The following is a 21,290-nucleotide window of genomic DNA, read 5'->3' as shown; positions in this document are numbered from 1 at the left end:
ACGCTCTCGCCACGTCGGCACACGACCGCGGTCGCGCAGCAGGCGCGCCAGCCCGCGGACACCAGCGCGCGCGCACGCGCCTCCTCATTCCCCACCCCATAGGCCATTGCCATGTACGACGCCACCCTGACCCTGACCGAGTTCGACCCCGAGCTCGCCCAATCCATCCAGCACGAAGCGCGCCGGCAGGAAGATCATGTCGAGCTGATCGCTTCCGAAAACTACGCCAGCCCGTTGGTGATGGCGGTGCAGAACTCGGTGCTGACCAACAAGTACGCGGAAGGCTATCCCGGCAAGCGCTATTACAGCGGTTGCGGCTATGTGGATGTCGCCGAGCGCTTGGCGATCGAACGCGTCAAGGCGTTGTTCGATTGCGACTACGCCAATGTCCAACCGCATGCCGGCGCGCAGGCGAACGCGGCGGTGTTCCTCGCGCTGGCCCAGCCCGGCGACACGGTCATGGGCATGAATCTGGCGCAGGGCGGTCACCTGACGCACGGCAACCCGGCCAACTTCTCCGGCCGGCACTACAGGATCGTGCCGTACGGGCTGGATCCCGAGACCGGGCTGATCGACTACGACGAGATGGCGCGGATCGCGCGCGAGACGCGGCCGAAGATGCTGATCGGCGGCTTCTCTGCGTATTCGCGCCACAAGGACTGGGCGCGGATGCGGGCGATCGCCGACGAGGTGGGGGCGATCTTCTGGGTGGACATGGCGCATGTCGCCGGCCTGGTGGCCGCGGGGGAGTATCCCGACCCGCTGCCGCACGCCCATGTCGTGACCAGCACGACCCACAAGACGCTGCGCGGTCCGCGTGGCGGCCTCATCCTGGCCAAGGGGCAGAGCAGCGAGTTCTACAAAAAGCTCGACTCGGCGGTATTCCCCGGCACCCAGGGCGGGCCGTTGATGCATGGCATCGCGGCCAAGGCGGTGGCCTTCAAGGAAGCGCTGCGCCCCGAGTTCAAGACCTATCAACGCCAGGTGGTGACCAATGCCCGCGCCATGGCGGCGGTGCTGCAGCAGCGTGGCTATACGATCGTCTCGGGCGGCACCGACAACCATCTGATGCTGATCGACCTGTCGGCTAAGCCCTACACCGGCAAGGACGCCGACGCGGCGCTGGCCGATGCCTACATCACCACCAACAAGAACTCCGTGCCCAACGACCCGCGTTCGCCCTTCGTCACCTCGGGGCTGCGCATCGGCACGCCCGCGGTGACCACGCGCGGCTTCGGCGTACCCGAATGCGAGCAGTTGGCGGGCTGGCTGTGCGATGTGCTTGACGCGCTCGAAATCGGTGACGACGCGCTGACGAGCATCCAGGACCATGTGCGCATGCAGGTGGTGGCACTGTGCCGGCGCCATCCGGTGTACGGCTGAGCCAGCCCAGTGCGCCACGGGCACGCTGCGCGCCGGCGTACGCCGGCGCGCCCTTCCGGTTTCTTTCAGGAGCTTATCGATGTCGTCTCTTCGGTTGCCCTATCAGACCCTCTCGCCCGAAGCCTATCGAGGCTTCGGGCTGGCGAAGCAGGCGCTGGACAAAAGTCCACTCGGCAAGCCGCTCGTCGAGCTGGTCTATCTGCGCGTCTCGCAGATCAACGGCTGCGCGTTCTGCCTGGAGATGCATGCCGCAGCGCTGCGCGCCGGTGGCATGCCCCAGGCCAAACTGGACGCACTGGCCGGGTGGCGGGTCAGTGCCCATTTCAGCGAACGCGAGCGTCTGGCACTGGCCTGGACCGAGGCGCTGGTGGACGTGGCGAACAGCCATGCGCCGGATGAGGTCTTCCTGCCGCTCAAGGCCGTTTTCAGCGATGCCGAGATTTCGGATCTCAGCTTCGCGGTCGCGCTGATGAGTGCGTTCAATCGTCTGGCGATCGGCATGCGCCAGTAGGTCAGGGACCTGGGGCAGCGGCGACGGCGTGGAACGGTCGTGGGGAGGTAGGCGATTTTCCGGGGGCGTCCAGGATGACGCCTCACGGCTGCCTTCACCGACATCGTCTCTGGCCTATGATTGCGTCTGGCTCACGCATCGAACGTCCATGGCACGCCCCGATCTCAATCTGCTGCTGGCCCTGGACGCGTTGCTGGAGGAGGGCAGCGTCGTCGGCGCGGCGCGGCGCATGCATCTGAGCCCGCCCGCGATGAGCCGGACGCTAAGCCGGATCCGTGATGCGCTCGGCGATCCGGTGTTCGTACAGGTCGGGCGCAAGCTCGTGCCCACGCCCAAGGCGCTGGCGATGCGCGAGCAGGTGCGCATCGCGCTCGATCATGCCGCACAGGTGTTCGCGTCGAACGCGGTGGTCGACCTGGCGTCGCTGGACCGGCGATTCAACGTCCGCGCGACCGACGAGTTCGTCAGCATCCATCTGGGCCGGCTGCTCGACGCGATGGCCAAGGAGATGCCGCGGGCGATGCTGCGCTTCTCGCCGGAAGGCGACGATATCGACGAGGAGGCGCTGCGCAGCGGCCGCATCGATCTGTTCATCAGTGCATCGCGCACGCTGAGTGCGGAGATCCGTGTGCAATCGCTGTTCACCACGACCTTCGTCGGCGTAGCGCGCGCCGGGCATCCGATCTTCGATGAGGAGATCACCGCGGCCCGGTTCGCCCGTTGGGAACACATCCATGTGTCGCGACGCGGCAAGGACAGCGGCCCGGTCGATGACGCGCTACAGGCGCAAGGCCTGCGCCGGCATGTCGCGCTGGTGGTGCCCAACCCGTACACGGCGCTGTTCGCGCTGCAGGATTCGGACCTGCTGCTGTCGTTGCCGCGCCACCTCGCCCGCACCGCGCAGGCGGCGGGCTTGCGCTTGCGCGTGTTCGAACTGCCGGCGCCGATGGAGACCGTACTGCTGACCCAGGCCTGGCACCCGCGTCTGGACGGCGACCCGGCCCATCGCTGGCTGCGGCAGACGATCCATGCGCTATGTCGCGCAATCGACCTCCACCCCTGAAGAGGGAGGTACTGCGCCATCCAACGTGCGCATCCGATCGACGTCGCAAAAGTCCTCCCGCGCGCGGGGCGGGTTGGGTGGGGGCGGCCGGTCGATGCGATGTCTTTGGGCTCGGTCGCCAACGCCCATGCCCCCACCCGACGCCTTCGGCGTCGACCTCCGCCCGCAAGCGGGGGAGGTATTGCGCGGTCGACCTCCTGCTGCGACGAGGGCGGTTCGCACGGTCGACCTCACCCTGCGAACGCGGGGAAGTGTTGCGCGATCGATCCCCACGCGCGAAGAGGGAGGAGTGCGCTGGCAGACACGCGCATCGATCCGATCGACGCCGCAAAAGCCCTCCCCGCGTGCGGGGGAGGGTTGGGTGGGGGGCGATCAGGTCCGTTCGATGCATGCGTCGAACGCAATCGTTGGATTGCAATCATTTCACTTTTTGAAATGACTACGCCTACCTACAGTGCCTACCGGTCGGTCACTGCGAAGCGTCCAAAGTGCAAGCCACGCCCACATCCAAGACATCGCCAGGCGTGCTGCCCACGCGGCAGGCCTGGTGCCGGGATGCGCTCGCAAGCGGGCTGTCAGCGCTCGATCTGACTACGCCGCGTGCGACCTATGTGATGCGCTCGCTGCTGGCGGCCGGGCTGGCACTGGCGGTCGCTTATCGGCTCGATCTGCATGCGCCATACGCGGCGGCGTCCAGCGTGCTGCTGGTGATCCACCCGGTGCAGGGGGCGGTGATCGGCAAAGGGGCCTGGCGGGTGCTGGGCACCTTGGCCGGCATGTTGGCGGCGTTCGTGCTGATGGGCGCGTTCGGGCAGATGCCGTGGCTGTTTCTGATGGGTTTTGGCCTGTGGCTGGGGCTGTGCGTGGTGGGCATGACCCTGCTGCGGCATTTCCGGGCCTACGGCGCAACGCTGGCGGGATACACCGTGGGCCTGGCGGCCTACGGCGCGATGCAGCATCCGGAACTGACGTTCGACCAGGTCATCGGGCGTGGAGCGTCGGTGCTGGTCGGTGTGGTGTGCCTGGCCGCGGTGTCGGCGGTGTTCAGCGCTCGCAGCGTGCACGGTCGCTTGGCTGCGCAGTTGCATCGCCTGGCGGCGGGCACCGCGGGCGTGCTCGCCACGCATCCCCAGGCGATCCACGGGCGCGATGCGCCCGGCGGCAGGCCGCTGGATCCGGGCAGGTGCGCGCTCATCCTCGAGGTGTACGGCGTGGACGACATGCTGGCGTTGGGCAAGGCGGAGTCGGCGGACCTGGCGCGTCGCGCTGGTGCGGTGCGCCAAGCGATGGTCTCTTTGTTCTCCGCATTGGTCGGCGGTGCGCCGCCAATGGGGGGACATGGCGCCGCGCTCGATGCGCTGCGGACCGTGCAGCCGGACTGGGAGCGGGCCTGGCGGCAGGCGACCGATGCGCTGGCGCAGGCGCCGGATGCGTCCGGTCTGGCGCAGGCGACGCGGATGCTGTCCGGGCTGCGGGCCCGGGTGCGCGATGCACTGGCCGCGGTATCGCTCGAGCCGGCCAACGCGCAGGCCACGCTGACGATCGCGGGCGACCGCTTGATCGAGCAACTCGACGATTATCTCGACGCGCTCGCCAGCATCGCTCATGTCCACAGCGCACGGCCGATGATCGGCGGGGTGTCGGTGCCGTTTCACCGCGACATCGGCGCGGCGATCGAGAACGGGCTGCGCGCCCTGCTGACCGTCGTGCTCGGCGGTGCGTTCTGGATCGCCACCGGCTGGACCTACGGCCACATGATGCTGGCTGGCCTAGCGGCGGCGTGTGCGCTGCTGTCCACTGCGCCCGACCCGGCGCGCGGCGCGATCGCGTTCCTGCAGGGCACGGTTGCAGCTGCGGCGATGGCCTTCGTATGCGTCTTCGTCGTGTTGCCGCACATCTCCGGGCTGCCGCTGCTGTTGGTGGTCCTGGGCCTGTTCTGGTGGCCCGGCATCTACGCGACCACGATGCCGCGGCATGCCTTGGCCGGGGTCGCCTACCTGGTGGCCTTTACCAGCCTGGCGGCGGTGGACAATCCGATGCGCTACGACATCGCGCTGTTCCTCAACGGCGCGGTGGCCTGGATTCTGGCGGTGAGCTTCACCTTGTTGGCGTTCCGCACCGTGCTGCCACGCAATGCTTCGCGCGATGTCGAGCGCCTGCGCCAGCGCATCCGGGGCGACGCGCTTGCGACCTTGTCCAGCGCGGGAGAGGAGACGAAGGCCTGGCAATGGCGCCAGCAGCATCGCACCGCGCAACTCGGCGCTCTGTTGCGGGCGCAGCCCGAGGCGATGGATCGCGCCATCGCCGATGCGCTGGCCAGTCTGCACCTGGGCCGCGAAGTGCTGCGCCTGCGCCAGTGGCTGCGCCGCACGCCGGACACCGCTGCCGCGCATCGTGTGGTCAGCGTGACGCTCGCGCGCATGCGGCGACGCGTAGGCGCCCCGGCGGTGGCGGCCCGGCATGCGCGCCGCGCGGCCGTGTCGCTGTCGCGCATGGTTGCAACTTCTGCTGTGGCGGTCGTCGAGACGCGGCGCTTGATCGGCGCACTGCTGGACATCGCGGCGCTGCTCGAGCGCCATGCCGGCGCTGTGCCGCAACGCAAGGGGGAGCTTGGCGATGTTGCATGAGGTGGCTCTGGGCGGTCTCTACTTACCGCCGTTCTTCGTCTATGCCTGCGCCGCGTTGCCGCTCTACTTAGGGCTCCGCTTGCTGCTCGTGCGCAGCGGACTGCTGCGTCGGGTCTGGCATCCAGGCCTGTTTGAGTTCGCGTTGTCCGTCTGTCTCGTCTCGGTGTTGATCCTCCATGTCTGATCGTCCGCATCCCGCCGCGCGCGTCCTGCGCGTCGCTCTCACGCTCAGTGTCGTCATCGCGGCCTGCCTGCTGGTCGCTGCGCTGTGGCGCGCCTATGTGCTGGCGCCTTGGACCCGCGACGGCCGGGTCGCGGCGCAGGTCGTGCGCATTGCACCAGACGTGTCCGGCCCGGTCATGGAGGTCGCGGTCGTGGACGACCAGGTCGTGACTCGGGGCGATGTGCTGTACCGCATCGATCCGTCGCGCTTTGCGTTGGCGCTGGCGCAGACCGAGGCGCAGGCGGCTGCGGCGACGGTCACGCTGCGCCAGCGGGCCGAGGAGGTCCGGCGGCGCCGGGGCATGGAGCGCCTGCTGCCGGCCGAGGACATCCAGCGCGCGCAGCAGGCGCTGGCGCTCGCCCGCGCCGATCTGCAGATGGCGCAGGTCGCGGTCGATCGGGCGAAGCTGGATCTCGAGCGCACGGTGCTGCGCGCGCCGGTGGATGGGGTGGTCACCCGCCTGCGCCTGAGCGTCGGCGATTACGCCGCGGCGGGCCAGCCGACGATCGCGCTGGTGGATGCCGGCGGCTTCTGGATCACCGGCTACTTCGAGGAAACCAAGCTGCGCGGCATCCGGCCGGGCGCCGCGGCGCGGGTGCGGTTGATGGGTTACGACGGCGAGTTGCACGGTCGGGTCGCGAGCATCGGGCGCGGTATCGCCGACCCCAACCAGGAGGCCGATGCGCAGGGCCTGCCGAACGTGGCGCCGAGTTTCAGCTGGGTGCGCCTGGCGCAGCGCATTCCGGTGCGTGTCGAGTTCGAGCAGGTGCCATCCGGGGTGGTGCTGGCGGCGGGCATGACCGGCAGCATCGAGGTGCTGCCAGCGGACGGGGCGCCGGCCTCGCGCGGCCGGCTGGTCGCGTGGCTGCAGCGCTGGCTGTGAGGCGCGCGATGGCGATCTCATCCACGCAGAGACGAGCACGCAGCGGTGGCTGGGTCATGGCCGCGCTGCTGGCCGGCCTGTCGGGCTGCGCGACGGTCGGCCCCGACTATCGCGCGCCGACGGCGGCGGTGCCGGCGGACTGGATCGCGCCCGGCGCGCCTGTGCGCGACGACGATCGCGAAGCGCCGGGCCCGTGGTGGCGCACGTTCCAGGATCCGCTGCTCGAACGCCTCGTCACGCAGGCGCTGGCGCACAACCAGGATCTCGACATCGCGTTGGCGCGGCTGCGGCAGGCACGGGCCGAGCGCGTGCAGATCGCCTCGGCATCGCGGCCCGAGATTTCGCTCGGTGGAGCAGGCGAGGCCGCACACCGCTACGGGCACAGCGCCCAGGCATGGCAGCTGGGCATCGACGCCAGTTGGACGCTGGACCTGTTCGGCGGCACGCGCCGGGCGGTCGAGGCGGCCGATGCCGGTATCCAGGCGCTTGTGGAGGATCGCGATGCGCTGCAGGCGAGCCTGGTGGCCGAACTGGTGACCGACTACGCCGGATTGCGTGCCACGCAAATACGGCTGTCGATCGCGCGTGACGAGCTCGCCACGCTGATCGACAGCGTGCGATTGGCCGAGCAGGCGCATCGCAGCGGCCTGGGCACCTTGGCCGACGTGGCGCTGGCTCGCGCCGAGCGCGCCACCGCCGAGGCGCGGCTCCCGGTGCTGGAGACCGACATCGCGCGTTTCAGTCATGCGTTGGGCGTGTTGACCGGTGGCTTTCCCGGCGACTGGCAGGCCGCGCTGTTGGTGCCTGCATCGATGCTATCCAACCTCGAGGACTGGCCGCGCTCACTGCCTTCGGATGTGATCCGCCAGCGTCCGGACCTGCGCGCGGACGAACGGCGGCTGGCGCAAGCCACTGCGCAGATCGGCGTGGCGCAGGCGCAGGGCTTCCCCGTGTTTCGCATTCCGCTGGGCATCGGCGCCACGGCCGGCACCCTCCGCGAGCTGTTCTCTACGGCGACGCTGGCGTGGTCGGCCGGTGTGCAGAGCCGCCAGGTCCTGTACGACGGCGGACGCACGCGCGCGGCGACAGCGGCGGCGCAAGCCAATGTCGATGCGGCCCGCCAGATCTACGAGCGCGACATCCGGGTGGCGCTGCGCGAGGTGGAAGACGCCTTGATCGCCTGGACCAGCGAGCGCGAGCGCCAGGTGTCGTTGCAGGCGGCCGTCGTCGACAGCACGCAGGCACTGGACGATGCGACGCGCTTGTATGCGCAGGGTCTGCGCGCCTATCTGCCCGTACTCGTCGCGCAGCGCACGGTGCACCAGGCGCGCGACGCGCAGGTGCTCGGCCGATTGGCCGAACTGCACGCGGTCGTCGCGCTGCAGACGGCGCTGGGCGCCCAAGTTGCGGTTGTCCAGACGCCGGCAGCCGAGTCGGGCACGGCTGTGGACGCCTCGGCCGCGCGATGAACTGCGGCACATGCGGCGCGGCGTCCGTCAGCGGACTTTGCGGACCTCGGTGGCCGCGGGCAGCAGCGGACTACCGTCCTTGGCCTGCGGCTGCATCGGCGCGACCGGCCGACCACTGCGCTTGTCGAGCAATACCGAGTGCGGCTCGCCGGGGGCGAAGAGGGTCTGCTCGGCCCATTGGCGCAGCGCGACCACCACCGGGAACAGGCGCTCGCCCCGCGGCGTGAGCACGTACTCACGGTAGGCGCTGCCGTCGGAGGCGTCCTGGGTGGTGAGGATGCCGGCCTCCACCAGGCGGCGCAGGCGGTCGGACAGGATGTTGCGGGCCACGCCTAAGCCGCGCTGGAAATCGCCGAAGCGGCGGCTGCCGTCGAAGGCGTCGCGCACGATCAGCAAGGACCAACGGTCGCCGACGACATCGACGGCGCGGGCGACCGGGCAGTGGACGGCGGTGTCTTGGATGCGTGGGGACATCGGCCTGCTTGGTGGGCGAGTGGTTGCACTTTAAAACTTCATGGCGCAGCATGCGATCAGTTTCAAATAGAAACCAGATTCGCAGCGAGCGCCCCATGTCCACGCCTTCTGTCTCGCCGATTCCAGTTGCATGCGCACCGGTGCCTGCCCACGTCGCCGACCTGCCACGCGGGGTGGTGCTGTTGCTCGCGGTGGCCAGCGGCCTGAGCGTGGCCAACGTCTACTACGCACAGCCGCTGCTCGACGCGCTGGCGCAGGATTTCGCGATCGCGCCTGCGGCGGTGGGCGGCGTGGTCACCGCGACCCAGGTCGGCTGCGCGCTCGCGTTGTTGCTGCTGGTACCGCTGGGTGATGCGCTGGATCGACGCCGGCTGATGGCCGGGCAGGGGCTGGCGCTGGTCGGGGCGCTGCTGACGGTGGCGATGGCGCGCAGCGCGCCGGTGCTGCTGGCAGGCATGGTGGCGGTCGGGCTGCTCGGTACCGCGATGACCCAGGGCCTGATCGCCTACGCGGCCAGCGCCGCGGCGCCGCGCGAGCGCGGGCAGGTCGTGGGCACGGCGCAGGGCGGCGTCTTTATCGGTTTGCTGCTGGCCCGGGTGTTCGCAGGCACGGTCAGCGATCTGGCGGGATGGCGCGGCGTCTACGTCTGCGCGGCGCTGGCGATGCTGGCGATCGCGGTGCCGCTGTGGCGCTGCTTGCCCGTGCTGCCGGCGGTCGTCGCGGCGCCGTCCTATCAGCGGCTGCTCGCCTCGATGCTGACGCTGCTGCGGCAGGACCGCACGCTGCAGGTGCGCGGCACACTGGCGTTGCTGATGTTCGCAGCCCTGAACATCTTCTGGAGTGCGCTGGTGCTGCCGCTGCGCGCGCCGCCCTACGGTTTTTCGCACACCGCGATCGGCGCGTTCGGCCTGGTCGGTGCGATCGGTGCGTTGGCCGCCGCGCGCGCCGGACGCTGGGCGGACCGCGGTCATGCCCAGCGCACCAGTGCGGCGGCGCTCGCGCTCCTGGTGCTGGCCTGGTGGCCGCTGTCGGCAATGGACGGCGCGCTGTGGGCGCTGGTGCTCGGCATCGTGCTGCTCGACCTGGGCGGCCAGGCACTGCACGTCACCAACCAGAGCCTGATCCTGCGCAGCCCCGAGGCGCACAGCCGGCTGATCGGCCTGTACATGCTGTTCTATGCGGTCGGCAGTGGGCTGGGCGCCATCGCCACGACGTGGACCTATGCGCGTGCTGGTTGGAGCGGGGTATGCGGACTGGGCGCGGCAGTCAGCGGATTGGCGTTGGCGGTCTGGGCGCTGACGTTGCGATCGGCCGACGCATCGCGCTGAGGCGACGGGCCCAGCGCATAGCGCGATCGCGCGATTCGGCGTGCGCCTCCCTTCCTGCGCTCAGGCACGAGGGGACGGGGGCGGGTCCGAGACGCCGGCCGCGCGCAGGCACACCTGGCGGATCGAGGCGACCAGTTGCGAGGGGCCCGCGGTCTTCTCGCGCAGGATCGGCGCGACCGGCCCGACCAGCGCCTCGGTGAATGCGCCGACGATGCAGGCCGCGGTGACGTCGGCGTCCTGCGTCGGGAACTCGCGGCGCTCGATGCCAGTGCGCAGGATGTCGCGGAACACGTCGCCGAAGCGCCGGCGGCCGCGGATACGCTCGGCGTCGACTTCCGGATCGACCGGCTCGGCGATGAAGGCATAAGCCAGGGCCGGGCCGGCGAGGGCGCGGCGCACGAAGGCCTCGATTGCGGCGCCCAACTGGTCGCGGGCATCGGTGTGGGCGTCGGCGGCCGCGCGCAGGATCACGATCTCGGCATCGATCGCGGCGGTCAGCACTTCGACGAACAGCTCGGCCTTCGACGGGAAGTAGCGGTAGATCAGCCCGGTCGACACCCCGGCCTCGGCCGCGACGGCCGCAATCTGCGCCTCGCGGAAGCCGCCGACCGACACCAGGGTGCGCGCAGCCTGGACGATCCGCTCGCGGTTGCGGGCCATCCGTTCTTCCATCAGGTCGGAGCGCCGGTAGCTCAAATTGTGATCCTCGGTTCAATTTGTGAATCTTAGTTCAATTCTTCTCCGGAACCCGCTAGGCTGTGCGTCCGAACCCGACCTGCGGCGCCTTGCCGCACGGTCCACGCCCCGGGGAACCTTGGAGTCCAGCATGCGTATTCCGTCCATCGATTTCCAACTCGGCGAAGAGATCGAGATGATCCGCGAGTCCGTCCAGGACTTCGCCGCGCAGGAGATCGCGCCGCTCGCCGCGCACGCCGACGAGACCAATCAGTTTCCCCATGCGCTGTGGCGCAAGCTCGGTGCGCAGGGGCTGCTGGGCATCACCGTCGAGGAGGCCTACGGCGGCACCGGCCTGGGGTATCTGGCCCATGTGGTCGCGATGGAGGAGATCTCGCGAGCCTCGGGCGGCATCGGCCTGTCCTACGGTGCGCACTCCAACCTGTGCCTCAACCAGCTGCGCAAGAACGCCAGCGAGGCGCAGAAGCACCAGTACCTGCCGAAGCTGTGCAGCGGCGAGCATGTCGGCGCGCTGGCGATGAGCGAGCCGGGGGCGGGCTCGGATGTGGTCGCGATGAAGCTGCGCGCCGAGCTGCGTGGCGACCGCTACGTGCTCAACGGCAACAAGATGTGGATCACCAACGGGCCCACCGCCGACGTGCTGGTGGTCTATGCCAAGACCGACCCGGAGGCCGGCCCCAAGGGCATCACCGCCTTCATCGTCGAGAAGGGCTTCAAGGGATTTTCGACCGCGCAGAAGCTCGACAAGCTCGGCATGCGCGCCTCCGACACCTGCGAGCTAGTGTTCGAGGACTGCGAGGTGCCGGTCGAGAATGTACTCGGCGAGGTGGGTGGCGGCGCCAAGGTGCTGATGTCTGGCCTGGACTACGAGCGCCTGGTGCTCTCGGGCGGCCCGCTCGGGCTGATGGCGGCCGGTCTCGATGTCGTGCTGCCCTACGTGCACGAGCGCCACCAGTTCGGCGAGGCGATCGGCAACTTCCAGCTGATGCAGGGCAAGATCGCCGACATGTACGTGGCCTTCAATGCCTGCCGGGCCTATGTCTACGCGGTGGCCAAGGCTGCTGATGCCGGGCGCATCACCCGTCAGGACGCGGCCGGCGTGATCCTGTACGCGGCCGAGAAGGCGACCTGGCTGGCCGGGCAGGCGATCCAGGTGCTGGGCGGCAACGGCTACATCAACGAGTATCCGGTCGGTCGGCTGTGGCGCGACGCCAAGCTCTACGAGATCGGTGCTGGTACCTCGGAGATCCGGCGCATGCTGATCGGTCGCGAACTGTTCCGCCAGACCTGTTGAGAGGAGCGCGTCGATGGCTGTCCTGCAGAGCCGGATCGATCCCGCCGGCGAGAGTTTCCAGACCAATGCCGCCGCGATGCAGGCGGCGCTCGACGACCTGCGCGCGACCCAGGCGCGCATCGCGCAGGGCGGCAGCGAGGCCGCGCGCGAGAAGCACCGCAAGCGCGGCAAGCTCCTGGTGCGCGACCGCATCGATGCGCTGATCGATCCGGGCGCGCCGTTCCTGGAGGTCGCGCCGCTGGCCGCGCTGGGCATGTACGGCGACGATGTGCCGTGCGCGGGTGTCGTGGCCGGGATCGGCCTGGTCAGCGGCGTGGAATGCATGATCGTCGCCAACGATGCGACGGTGAAGGGCGGCACCTATTACCCGATCACGGTGAAGAAGCATCTGCGCGCGCAGGAGATCGCGCAGCAGAACCGCCTGCCGTGCATCTATCTGGTCGATTCGGGCGGCGCGTTCCTGCCGATGCAGGACGAGGTCTTCCCCGACCGTGACCACTTCGGCCGGATCTTCTACAACCAGGCCAATCTCTCGGCCGAGGGCATCCCGCAGATCGCCTGTGTCATGGGGTCGTGCACTGCCGGCGGTGCGTACGTGCCGGCGATGAGCGACGAGACGGTGATCGTCAAGGAGCAGGGGACGATCTTCCTCGGCGGCCCGCCGCTGGTGAAGGCGGCGACCGGCGAGGAAGTGGACGCCGAGTCGCTCGGCGGTGCCGACGTGCACACGCGCGTGTCGGGTGTGGCCGACCATTTCGCCGAGGACGACCTCGATGCGCTGGCACGCGTGCGCGACATCGTCGCCTCGCTCAACTGGCACAAGCAGGGCGAACTGCGGATGCAGCCGCCGGAGGACCCGCTGTATCCGGCCGAGGAGCTCTACGGCGTCATCCCGGCCGACACCCGCAAGCCCTACGATGTGCGCGAGGTGATCGCGCGGCTGGTCGACGGCTCGCGCTTCGACGAGTTCAAGGCGCGCTACGGCACCACGCTGGTGACCGGGTTTGCGCACCTGCATGGGTATCCGATCGGCATTGTCGCCAATAACGGCATTCTGTTCTCCGAGAGCGCGCTCAAGGGCGCGCACTTCGTCGAGCTGTGCGCCAAGCGCGGCATCCCGCTGCTGTTCCTGCAGAACATCACCGGCTTCATGGTCGGCAAGAAGTACGAGAACGGCGGCATCGCCCGTGACGGCGCCAAGTTGGTGACCGCGGTCGCGTGCGCGAAGGTGCCCAAGTTCACCGTGGTGATCGGCGGCAGCTTCGGTGCCGGCAACTACGGCATGAGCGGGCGTGCTTACTCGCCGCGTTTTCTTTGGATGTGGCCCAACGCGCGGATCGGCGTGATGGGCGGCGAACAGGCCGCAGGCGTGCTGGCGACCGTGCGTCGCGATGGCATCGAGGCCAAGGGGGCCAGTTGGTCGGCCGAGGACGAAGAGGCGTTCAAGGCGCCGATCCGCGCGCAGTTCGAGCAGCAGGGCCATCCGTACTACGCCAGCGCCCGGTTGTGGGACGACGGCATCATCGATCCGGCCAAGACCCGCCGCGCGCTGGCGCTGGCGCTGTCGGCGGCCATGAACGCACCGAACGAAGCCACCACGTTCGGCATCTTCCGGATGTGACCGGGTGCGACGAGGACACGCAATGACCGACACACCGAACATCGCGATCGTGCATCAGGGCGCCGTGGCGACCCTGTGGATGGATCGTCCCGAGCGTCACAACGCCTTCGACGAGCACCTGATCGACGCGATCGATCGTGGCCTGCAAACGCTGGGGGCCGACGACGACGTGCGCGTCGTCGTGCTGGCCGGCCGCGGCCGCAGTTTTTCCGCAGGCGCCGATCTCGACTGGATGCGCCGCGCCGCCGACTACGACGTTGCGCGCAACCGCGACGAGGCCGAGGCGTTGGCGCGCATGCTGCGACGCCTGGCCGAACTGCCCAAGCCGACCATCGCCCGGGTGCACGGCGCGGCGATCGGCGGCGGGCTGGGCCTGGTCGCCGCCTGCGATATCGCGATCGCCAGCGACAAGGCCGTGTTCGCAACCTCTGAGGTCAAGTTCGGCTTGATCCCGGCCACGATCGGGCCGTACGTGCTGCGCGCGATCGGCCCGCGGCAGGCGGCGCGCTACTTCCTGACCGCCGAACTGATCCAGCCGGCCAAGGCCCGCGACATCGGGCTGGTGCACGACGTCGTCGCCGACGACGCGCTCGACGCGGCCGTCGACACGCTGGTGCAGGCGCTGGCCCAGGGCGGCCCGAAGGCGCAGGCCGAATCCAAGCGGCTGATCCGCGACCTCGATGGCCAGACGATCGGCGATGCGCTCATCGCCGACACCGCGATGCGCATCGCCGATATCCGCGCCACTGACGAAGCGCGGACCCGTCTGGATGCCTTCCTGTCCGCGCGCCGCGCAAAGGACGCTCGATGAGCACTGGAACTTCCCAAGCCGCGCTGTTCGACAAGGTGCTGATCGCCAACCGCGGCGAGATCGCCTGCCGGATCATCGCCACCTGTCGCCGCCTGGGCATCCGCACCGTCGCGGTGTACTCCGATGCCGACCGCACTGCGCGTCATGTGCGCCTGGCCGACGAAGCGGTGCACATCGGGCCGGCCGCCGCGCGCGAGAGCTACCTGCGCAGCGACCGCTTGTTGGATGCCGCGCGCCGCACCGGCGCCCAGGCGATCCATCCCGGCTACGGCTTCCTGTCGGAGAACGCCGCGTTCGCCCAGGCCTGCGCCGATGCCGGCGTGGTGTTCATCGGCCCCAGCCCGGCCTCGATCCAGGCGATGGGCGACAAGCGTGAGGCCAAGGCGCTGATGCAGGCGGCTGGCGTGCCCGTGACGCCCGGGTATCACGGCGCGGATCAGGACCCGGCGTTGCTGCAGCGGCAGGCCGACGGCATCGGTTACCCGGTGCTGATCAAGGCCAGCGCTGGCGGTGGCGGCAAGGGCATGCGCCTGGTGGAAAAACCCGAGGACTTCGCCGCGGCGTTGCAGTCGTGCCAGCGCGAAGCCGAGAGTGCGTTCGGCGATGCGCGCGTGCTGATCGAGCGCTACATCGTGCGGCCGCGGCACGTGGAGATCCAGGTGTTCGGCGATCGCCACGGCAACGTCGTGCATCTGTTCGAGCGCGACTGCTCGGTGCAGCGCCGGCACCAGAAGGTGCTGGAAGAAGCGCCCGCACCGGCGCTGGGCGAGGCGCAGCGCGAGGCGATGGCGCAGGCCGCGATCGCCGCCGCGCGTGCGGTCGACTACGTCGGCGCCGGCACGATCGAGTTCATCGTCGGCGAGAGCCGCGGCTCGGGCGACGGCACGGGCGAGTTCCATTTCATGGAAATGAACACCCGTCTGCAGGTCGAGCACCCGGTCACCGAGCTGGTCACCGGCATCGATCTGGTCGAATGGCAGTTGCGCGTGGCGGCCGGTCAGCCGCTGCCGCTGCGCCAGGACCAGATCCGGCATCGCGGCCATGCGATCGAGGCACGGCTTTACGCCGAGGACGCGCTGAAGGGTTTCCTGCCCTCGACCGGGACCTTGCAGGTCATGCAGTTCCCGGCGGCCAGCGCCCACGTGCGCATCGACACCGGGGTGGAGCAGGGCGACGGCATCAGTCCATGGTACGACCCGATGATCGCCAAGCTGATCGTCTGGGACGAGGATCGGCCGCGAGCGCTGCAGCGCCTGCGCCAGGCGATCGACGCGGTACGCGTCGTCGGCGTGACCACCAATGCGGTGTTTCTCGGGCGGTTGGCGCGGCAAGCGGATTTCTCCGCGGCACGCCTGGAAACCGGCCTGGTCGCGCGCGAGATCGACCACCTGCTGGCGCCATTGCCCGAGGCCGACGATGCGGCATGGATGCTCGCTGCCCTCGGCGTCTGGGCGCAGCGCCGCGCCGCATCGGCAGGTGTGGATGACTCACCCTGGGCGCAGGATGGCTGGCGGCTCGGCGCGTCTGCGCCGCAATGGATCGAACTGTCGGCAAGCGGCGAGCGCCGTCGGCTCGCGCTGCAGCCGCAGGGCGACCAGATCGAGATCGGTTTCGACGGGGCCTCGTCGCGGACGGCGAGCGTCGACTGGACGGCGCCGACACTGACGGTCTCGCTCGACGGCGTGCGCGGCAGCGTGGACGTGCACGTGGTCGGCACGCAGGTCGTGCTGTACCGCGGCGCCGATCGGTTCGTGTTCGAGCACGTCGATCCGCTGCATCGCCACGCCGGCGCCGAAGCGCACGCCGGCGCGGTGGTCGCGCCGATGCCCGGGCGCATCGTCGAACTGCTGGCGCCCATCGGGGCGCCGGTCGCCAAGGGCACGCCACTGCTGGTGATGGAAGCCATGAAGATGGAGCACACGCTGCAGGCACCGCACGACGGCATGGTCGAGGCGTTTCTCGCCAAGCCGGGCGATCTGGTCGCCGATGGCGCGGTGCTGGTAGATTTCGTGACCGCTGACGAAGAGAAGCCCTAATGCGCGATGTGGTCCGTGTCGTCGAGGTGGGCCCGCGCGACGGGCTGCAGAACGAGAAGGCGATGGTGCCGACGGCGACCAAGATCGCGTTGATCGACCGGCTGTCGGCGTGTGGCTTCCCGGTCGTCGAGGCCACCAGCTTCGTCAGCCCGAAGTGGGTGCCGCAGTTGGCCGACGCCGAAGAGGTGCTGGCCGGGATCACCCGGCGCGAAGGCGTCGCCTATCCGGTGCTGGTGCCCAACGACAAGGGCCTGGCCCGGGCGCTGGCGACGGGCGAGCGCCATATCGCGGTATTCACCGCGGCCTCGGACGCCTTCAATCTCAAGAACACCAACATCGATGTCGATGGCTCGCTGGCGCGCCTGGCGCCCGTGGTCGAGCAGGCACGCGCGGCAGGGGTGTCGGTGCGCGGCTACGTGTCGACGGTGCTCGGCTGTCCCTATCAAGGCGCGGTGCCGGTGCGCGACGTCGTGCGCGTGGCCGCTGCGCTGCACGCGATGGGCTGCGACGAAATCTCGCTCGGCGACACCATTGGGGTCGGCACGCCGGCCAAGGCCCGCGAGATGCTGCTGGCCTGCGCGCAGGACGTCCCCATGGCGCAGTTGGCAGTGCATTTCCACGACACCTACGGACAGGCGCTGGCCAACGTCCACGCCTGCCTCGAGGCAGGCGTGCGCGTGGTCGACAGCGCGGTCGGCGGCCTGGGGGGCTGTCCGTACGCGAAGGGCGCCAGCGGCAACCTGGCGACCGAGGACCTGCTGTACATGCTCGAGGGGCTGGGGCTGCAGACCGGCGTCGATCTCGACGCGGTGACCCGGACTGCACTGTGGATCGGCGAGGCCTTGGGACGGCGGCCGGCGAGCAAGCTCGCGGCCGTCGCATTGGCCAATCGCGCCGCTGACTGAGCGATCCGCGCTGCGGATCGGGACCGGTGCTGTCTAGATGGACAGCCCCCCCGTCGCGGCGTGCTCCATCGAACGGCAACGCCCGGTTGCCTGATCGGAAAATCATTTGACATATCGGAGAATGGCTTGCAATCCTGCGGGCCTTGTCCGCCAGGAGCGTCTTCATGCCTGTGATCGCTGTCTGCCGCATGTCGGCGCCCGCGCCGTCTGGAAAGGCGCTCGCGCCATGTGGGCGGGACGCATGAGCGCGCCCGCGTCGATGCCGGGCCTCGCCCGCTGGTCGCTGCCGTTGCTGCTGCTGTGTATCGCGGTGGCCGGCGCTGCAGCCTGGCGCGCGACGCAGACGCCGGCGCCACTGCCGGCCGACATTCCGGTCTCGGACTTTTCCGCGGCACGTGCGCTGGTGGATTTGCGCTGGATCGCCGCCGAACCCCATCCCACCGGCTCGGCGGCGGCGGCGCGGGTCCGCGACCAGTTGGTCGCGCAGCTCACGCAGGCCGGCCTGGAGGTCGAGGTGCAACGCACGCACGCGTTCGCCGAGTACCGGAATCCACGCTTGCGCAACCTACGCGGCGGCAATGTCGAGAACGTCGTCGCCGTATTGCCGGGACGCGACCGCAGCCTGCCTGCGGTGATGATGATGGCGCACTACGACAGCGTCGCCAATTCGCCAGGCGCGGCCGACGACGGCCTGGGCGTGGCGGTGATACTGGAGGTCTCGCGTGCGATCGCGCAGGACGCGCGCCAGCGTGACGTGGTGTTCCTGTTCACCGATGCCGAGGAAGCCGGACTGCTTGGCGCGCGGGCATTCTTCGCCGAACACCCGCTGGCGCAGCGGATCGGCACCGTGGTCAATCTCGAGGCGCGCGGCAGCCGCGGCCGTGCGTTGTTGTTCGAGACCGGGCCAGGCAACGCCGGGCTGATCCGCACCTTCGCGGCCGGTGCACCACTGCCGGCCGGCAACTCGCTGACCGGCTTCGTCTATCGCTACATGCCCAACGGGACCGATTTCACGGTGCCGGCCGAGCGGGGCATTCCCGGCCTCAACTTCGCGATCCTCGGCGGCCTGTTCGACTACCACGCAGCGAGTTCCACGGTCGACAATCTCGACCCGGGCAGCGTGCAGCACATGGGCGCGCAGGTGCTGCCGCTGGTGCGCACACTGGCCGTGTCGCCGACCTTGCCGGCCGCCGATGCCGACCTGGTCTACAGCGATCTACCGGGGGGTGGATGATCGCGCTGCCGGCCTGGTCGGGCTGGTTGCTGTGGCTCGCGGCACTGCTGCCGATCGTCGCCGTCGCGCGTCGCGTTGCCTGGGCCGACGGCGGCTGGCGCGGCCTCGTCAGCGGCCTAGCGCTTGCGCCGCTGACGGTGCTGGCGGTCGCATTGACGGTGCGGCTGGCGTACCGGCTGCTCGGCGGCGGCGACGCATCGCTGCTGCTCAACCGCGATCTATTGGCCGTGTTTCCGATCCTGGCGGCCGGCTTGGGCCTGCTGTCGATCGGGACGGTGTTGGCGGTGGGCGGCCTGATCGCCGGCGGCGTGGGCCGGCGGACATTCGCGTTGGTCGCGCTGGCCGCGGGTGTCGCCGCGTCGCTGCGCGGCGGCTTCGATCCGGTCGCATTGGTGCTTGGCGTCGTCGTGGCCGGGCTGGCCTGGACCGTGGCCGGCACCCTGCGCCGCGGTGAGGCGGTGCGGCTGGGCGCGCTGGCGTTCTTCGGCCTGCTGGGCGCGGTGGTGCAGGCGCTGGCGCCGGAACTGGCGCCGTTGCTGCTGTGGCCGCTGCTGGGCCTGGCCATGGTCGCCTGGTGCCTGCCGGCCGGCGCACCGCTGCGTGCGGCGCGCGTGGCGGTCGCCGGACTGGTGACGGCCTATGGGCTGGCACATGTCTTCGGCTTGGCGCTGCAGGTGTTCGACGCCGTGGGCTTCGGTACGCCCGAGGTGCTGGCCGTCCCCGCGATCTGGCTGACAGCGCTGGCGCTGCCGTGGCTGCGGCTCGCCGACGGCCGGCGTGGCCCCACGGTCGCACCACTCGCCGTCGTGCTGCTGGCCAGCGGCGTGCTGGTCGCCGCGGCGTTTCCCCGGCTGGATCGGCAACGCTATCCGGCGCTGTCCCAGGTGATGTTCGTCGCCGATCCGGGGAAGGGCGAATATCACAGCGTCAGCGCATTGCCGCCGTCGTCGGCGTGGGTGCGCGCGGCGCTGCACGCCGATCGCGAGGCGCCGGCGCCGCGTCCGTTGCTGGCGGTCGATCTGGCCAATGTCTGGGCGACGCCGGCGGCGCCGATCGCGGTGTCCGAGCCGATCCGGTTCGAGCAGTCGCGCGATGCGGCGACCGGCGAGGCGGTGCTGCGTGTGCAGGCGCCGGCTGCGACCCGCGACCTGCGGGTGCTGCTCAAGAGCGCGGCGGCCGTGCCCGGCGTGACCCTGCAGGGCGAGCCGGCACCGTTGCTCGACACGCCCGATACCTGGTCGCGGCTGCGCTGGCATGCGCCGGGCGCGCAGGGGATCGAACTGCGCTGGCCGGGCGGTGCAGGGCCGGTCGAAGTCGAGGCCGCGGCCGGCATCGACGGCTGGCCGCAGGATGCCGAGCCGCTGCCGCCGCGCGCCCCGGACGTGATGCCCTGGTCCACCTCGGACATGACCTGGGTGCTCGGACAGACGCGCGTCGGGCCCTGACGCATCGCGGCCGCGGGCGCGATGCGTCTGTGGCGTCTGCCCGTCCGCCGCCGCGAGGCAGCGGGCGGACATGCGAACGCCGGCCACGGGGCCGGCGGGTCGTGTCGACCTTACTTGCGTTGAAAAAGATCGCCGTGACGAGCGGGCCTGCAGCGCAGGCCCGCTGTGCCGCAACACGCGCTCAGACCAGGCGGGTCAGCCAGCCGTGGCGGTCGGCCGCGCGACCGTACTGGATATCCAGCAGCGCCTTTCGGATCGTGGTCGTGACCGCGCCCGGACCGGCCTCGGCATCGCCAACCTCGAAATCGCGACCCTTGAGCACGCCGATCGGGGAGATGCTGGCGGCGGTGCCGCAGGCGAACACTTCGGCAATCTCGCCTGAGCGCACGCCGTCGATCCATTCGGCGATCTCGACCCGGCGCTCGGTCACGGTGTGGCCGTGGTCGCGCAGCAACTGGATCACGCTGTCGCGGGTGATGCCTTCCAGGATGCTGCCGGTCAGCGAAGGCGTGACCACGCTGCCGTCGCGCTGGACCAGGAACACGTTCATGCCGCCCAGTTCCTCGACGAAGGTGTTGGTCTCCGCATCCAGGAACAGCACCTGCGCGCAGCCGTTGTCGTAGGCCTCGCGCTGGGGCAGCAACGAGGCGGCGTAGTTGCCGCCGCACTTGGCCGACCCCGTGCCGCCGCGGCCGGCGCGGGCGTAGTCGCGCGACAGCCAGATCGAGACCGGCTTGATGCCGCCCTTGAAGTAGGCGCCGGCGGGGCTGGCGATCACGTAGTAGGCCACGCGACGGGCAGGGCGTACGCCGAGGAAATCCTCGTTGGCGATCATGAAGGGCCGGATGTACAGGCTCGACTCGCCACCGCCCGGCACCCAGGCCTGGTCGGTGCGCACCAGTTGGCGGATCGACTCGACGAACAGATCCACCGGCAGTTCGGGCAGGGCCATGCGGCGCGCCGAGTGCTGCAGGCGGCGGCCGTTGGCGTCGGGCCGGAACGTCCAGATCGAACCGTCGGCATGACGGAACGCCTTCATGCCTTCGAAGATTTCCTGGCCGTAGTGCAACACCGCTGCGGCCGGCGAGAACGTGAGCGGGCCATAGGGCCGCACGTGCGCGTCGTGCCAGCCGTCCTCGACGGTCCAGTCGATCGCGACCATGTGGTCGGTGAAATGGGTCCCGAACCCCGGGTCGGCGAGGATCGCTTCGCGGTCGGCCTGCTGGCGGACCTGTTGCGAGGGGACGATGCGGAAGGTATGGATCGGCTCGGTGGTCATGCGCGAAC

18 protein-coding genes are annotated in these 21,290 nt (G+C 69.9%); 15 read left to right on the top strand and 3 right to left on the bottom strand.

Annotation, left to right across the window (positions count from 1 at the left end; translation table 11 throughout):
• The first annotated feature begins 111 nt into the window (after positions 1–111).
• The 7 genes from glyA to BEN78_15050 all read left to right on the top strand — a co-directional run bounded on the left by glyA (position 112) and on the right by BEN78_15050 (position 8,159).
• Positions 112–1,383 (top strand): serine hydroxymethyltransferase, encoded by a 1,272-nt coding sequence (glyA, locus tag BEN78_15080; GenBank protein ID ASR44490.1) that lies wholly within the window; start codon positions 112–114, stop codon positions 1,381–1,383.
• Positions 1,384–1,462: 79 nt separating this feature from the next.
• Entirely contained in the window at positions 1,463–1,894 is a 432-nt protein-coding gene (locus BEN78_15075; GenBank protein ASR44489.1) for an alkylhydroperoxidase, read from the top strand.
• 148 nt (positions 1,895–2,042) lie between these two features.
• Positions 2,043–2,957: a LysR family transcriptional regulator gene (locus BEN78_15070; protein ID ASR44488.1), complete on the top strand. Its 915-nt coding sequence runs from the start codon at positions 2,043–2,045 to the stop codon at positions 2,955–2,957.
• A gap of 614 nt (positions 2,958–3,571) precedes the next feature.
• Positions 3,572–5,584, top strand: a complete 2,013-nt coding sequence (locus BEN78_15065) for a fusaric acid resistance protein (protein ASR45174.1) — start codon at positions 3,572–3,574, stop codon at positions 5,582–5,584.
• The gene (locus BEN78_15060; GenBank protein ID ASR44487.1) at positions 5,574–5,768 is read left to right on the top strand and encodes a hypothetical protein; all 195 of its coding nucleotides are present in this window, start codon (positions 5,574–5,576) and stop codon (positions 5,766–5,768) included. Before BEN78_15065 ends, BEN78_15060 begins: the two co-directional genes overlap by 11 nt.
• Complete coding sequence (locus BEN78_15055) at positions 5,761–6,690, top strand: efflux transporter periplasmic adaptor subunit (GenBank protein ID ASR44486.1); 930 nt, start codon at positions 5,761–5,763, stop codon at positions 6,688–6,690. The genes BEN78_15060 and BEN78_15055 overlap by 8 nt, the downstream gene beginning before the upstream one ends.
• 8 nt (positions 6,691–6,698) lie before the next feature.
• Complete coding sequence (locus BEN78_15050) at positions 6,699–8,159, top strand: RND transporter (protein ID ASR44485.1); 1,461 nt, start codon at positions 6,699–6,701, stop codon at positions 8,157–8,159.
• 27 nt (positions 8,160–8,186) lie between these two features.
• Here the strand turns inward: BEN78_15050 and BEN78_15045 are convergent, their stop codons facing one another.
• Positions 8,187–8,633, bottom strand: coding sequence for an HxlR family transcriptional regulator (locus BEN78_15045; GenBank protein ASR44484.1), 447 nt, complete (start codon positions 8,631–8,633; stop codon positions 8,187–8,189).
• A gap of 95 nt (positions 8,634–8,728) precedes the next feature.
• Between BEN78_15045 and BEN78_15040 the strand changes: the two genes are divergently transcribed.
• Positions 8,729–9,961, top strand: coding sequence for a hypothetical protein (locus BEN78_15040; GenBank protein ASR44483.1), 1,233 nt, complete (start codon positions 8,729–8,731; stop codon positions 9,959–9,961).
• 60 nt (positions 9,962–10,021) lie between these two features.
• Here the strand turns inward: BEN78_15040 and BEN78_15035 are convergent, their stop codons facing one another.
• Positions 10,022–10,657: an AcrR family transcriptional regulator gene (locus BEN78_15035; GenBank protein ID ASR44482.1), complete on the bottom strand. Its 636-nt coding sequence runs from the start codon at positions 10,655–10,657 to the stop codon at positions 10,022–10,024.
• Between the two features lie 130 nt (positions 10,658–10,787).
• Here BEN78_15035 and BEN78_15030 point away from each other — a divergent pair, with 130 nt between their 5' ends.
• The 7 genes from BEN78_15030 to BEN78_15000 all read left to right on the top strand — a co-directional run bounded on the left by BEN78_15030 (position 10,788) and on the right by BEN78_15000 (position 20,003).
• A complete protein-coding gene (locus tag BEN78_15030; protein ID ASR44481.1) occupies positions 10,788–11,951 on the top strand; it encodes an isovaleryl-CoA dehydrogenase in 1,164 nt (387 codons plus the stop codon).
• 13 nt (positions 11,952–11,964) lie between these two features.
• Positions 11,965–13,572, top strand: a complete 1,608-nt coding sequence (locus BEN78_15025; protein ID ASR44480.1) for a methylcrotonoyl-CoA carboxylase — start codon at positions 11,965–11,967, stop codon at positions 13,570–13,572.
• A gap of 22 nt (positions 13,573–13,594) precedes the next feature.
• Positions 13,595–14,383, top strand: a complete 789-nt coding sequence (locus BEN78_15020) for an enoyl-CoA hydratase (protein ASR44479.1) — start codon at positions 13,595–13,597, stop codon at positions 14,381–14,383.
• Positions 14,380–16,419, top strand: coding sequence for a 3-methylcrotonyl-CoA carboxylase (locus BEN78_15015; GenBank protein ASR44478.1), 2,040 nt, complete (start codon positions 14,380–14,382; stop codon positions 16,417–16,419). Before BEN78_15020 ends, BEN78_15015 begins: the two co-directional genes overlap by 4 nt.
• Positions 16,419–17,324, top strand: coding sequence for a hydroxymethylglutaryl-CoA lyase (locus tag BEN78_15010; GenBank protein ASR44477.1), 906 nt, complete (start codon positions 16,419–16,421; stop codon positions 17,322–17,324). Before BEN78_15015 ends, BEN78_15010 begins: the two co-directional genes overlap by 1 nt.
• Positions 17,325–17,565: 241 nt before the next feature.
• A complete protein-coding gene (locus tag BEN78_15005; protein ASR44476.1) occupies positions 17,566–18,558 on the top strand; it encodes a hypothetical protein in 993 nt (330 codons plus the stop codon).
• Positions 18,555–20,003: a hypothetical protein gene (locus BEN78_15000; protein ID ASR44475.1), complete on the top strand. Its 1,449-nt coding sequence runs from the start codon at positions 18,555–18,557 to the stop codon at positions 20,001–20,003. Before BEN78_15005 ends, BEN78_15000 begins: the two co-directional genes overlap by 4 nt.
• A gap of 181 nt (positions 20,004–20,184) precedes the next feature.
• Here BEN78_15000 and BEN78_14995 read toward each other — a convergent pair whose 3' ends face one another.
• The gene (locus BEN78_14995) at positions 20,185–21,267 is read right to left on the bottom strand and encodes a branched chain amino acid aminotransferase (protein ID ASR45173.1); all 1,083 of its coding nucleotides are present in this window, start codon (positions 21,265–21,267) and stop codon (positions 20,185–20,187) included.
• Positions 21,268–21,290: the final 23 nt, after the last annotated feature.

Origin of the sequence: Xanthomonas citri pv. mangiferaeindicae, from assembly GCA_002240395.1 — a bacterium.
Classification (GTDB): Bacteria; Pseudomonadota; Gammaproteobacteria; order Xanthomonadales; family Xanthomonadaceae; genus Luteimonas; species Luteimonas citri_A.
Note: the sequence above shows the minus strand (reverse complement) of the source record. Positions and strands in the feature narration are given on the sequence as shown.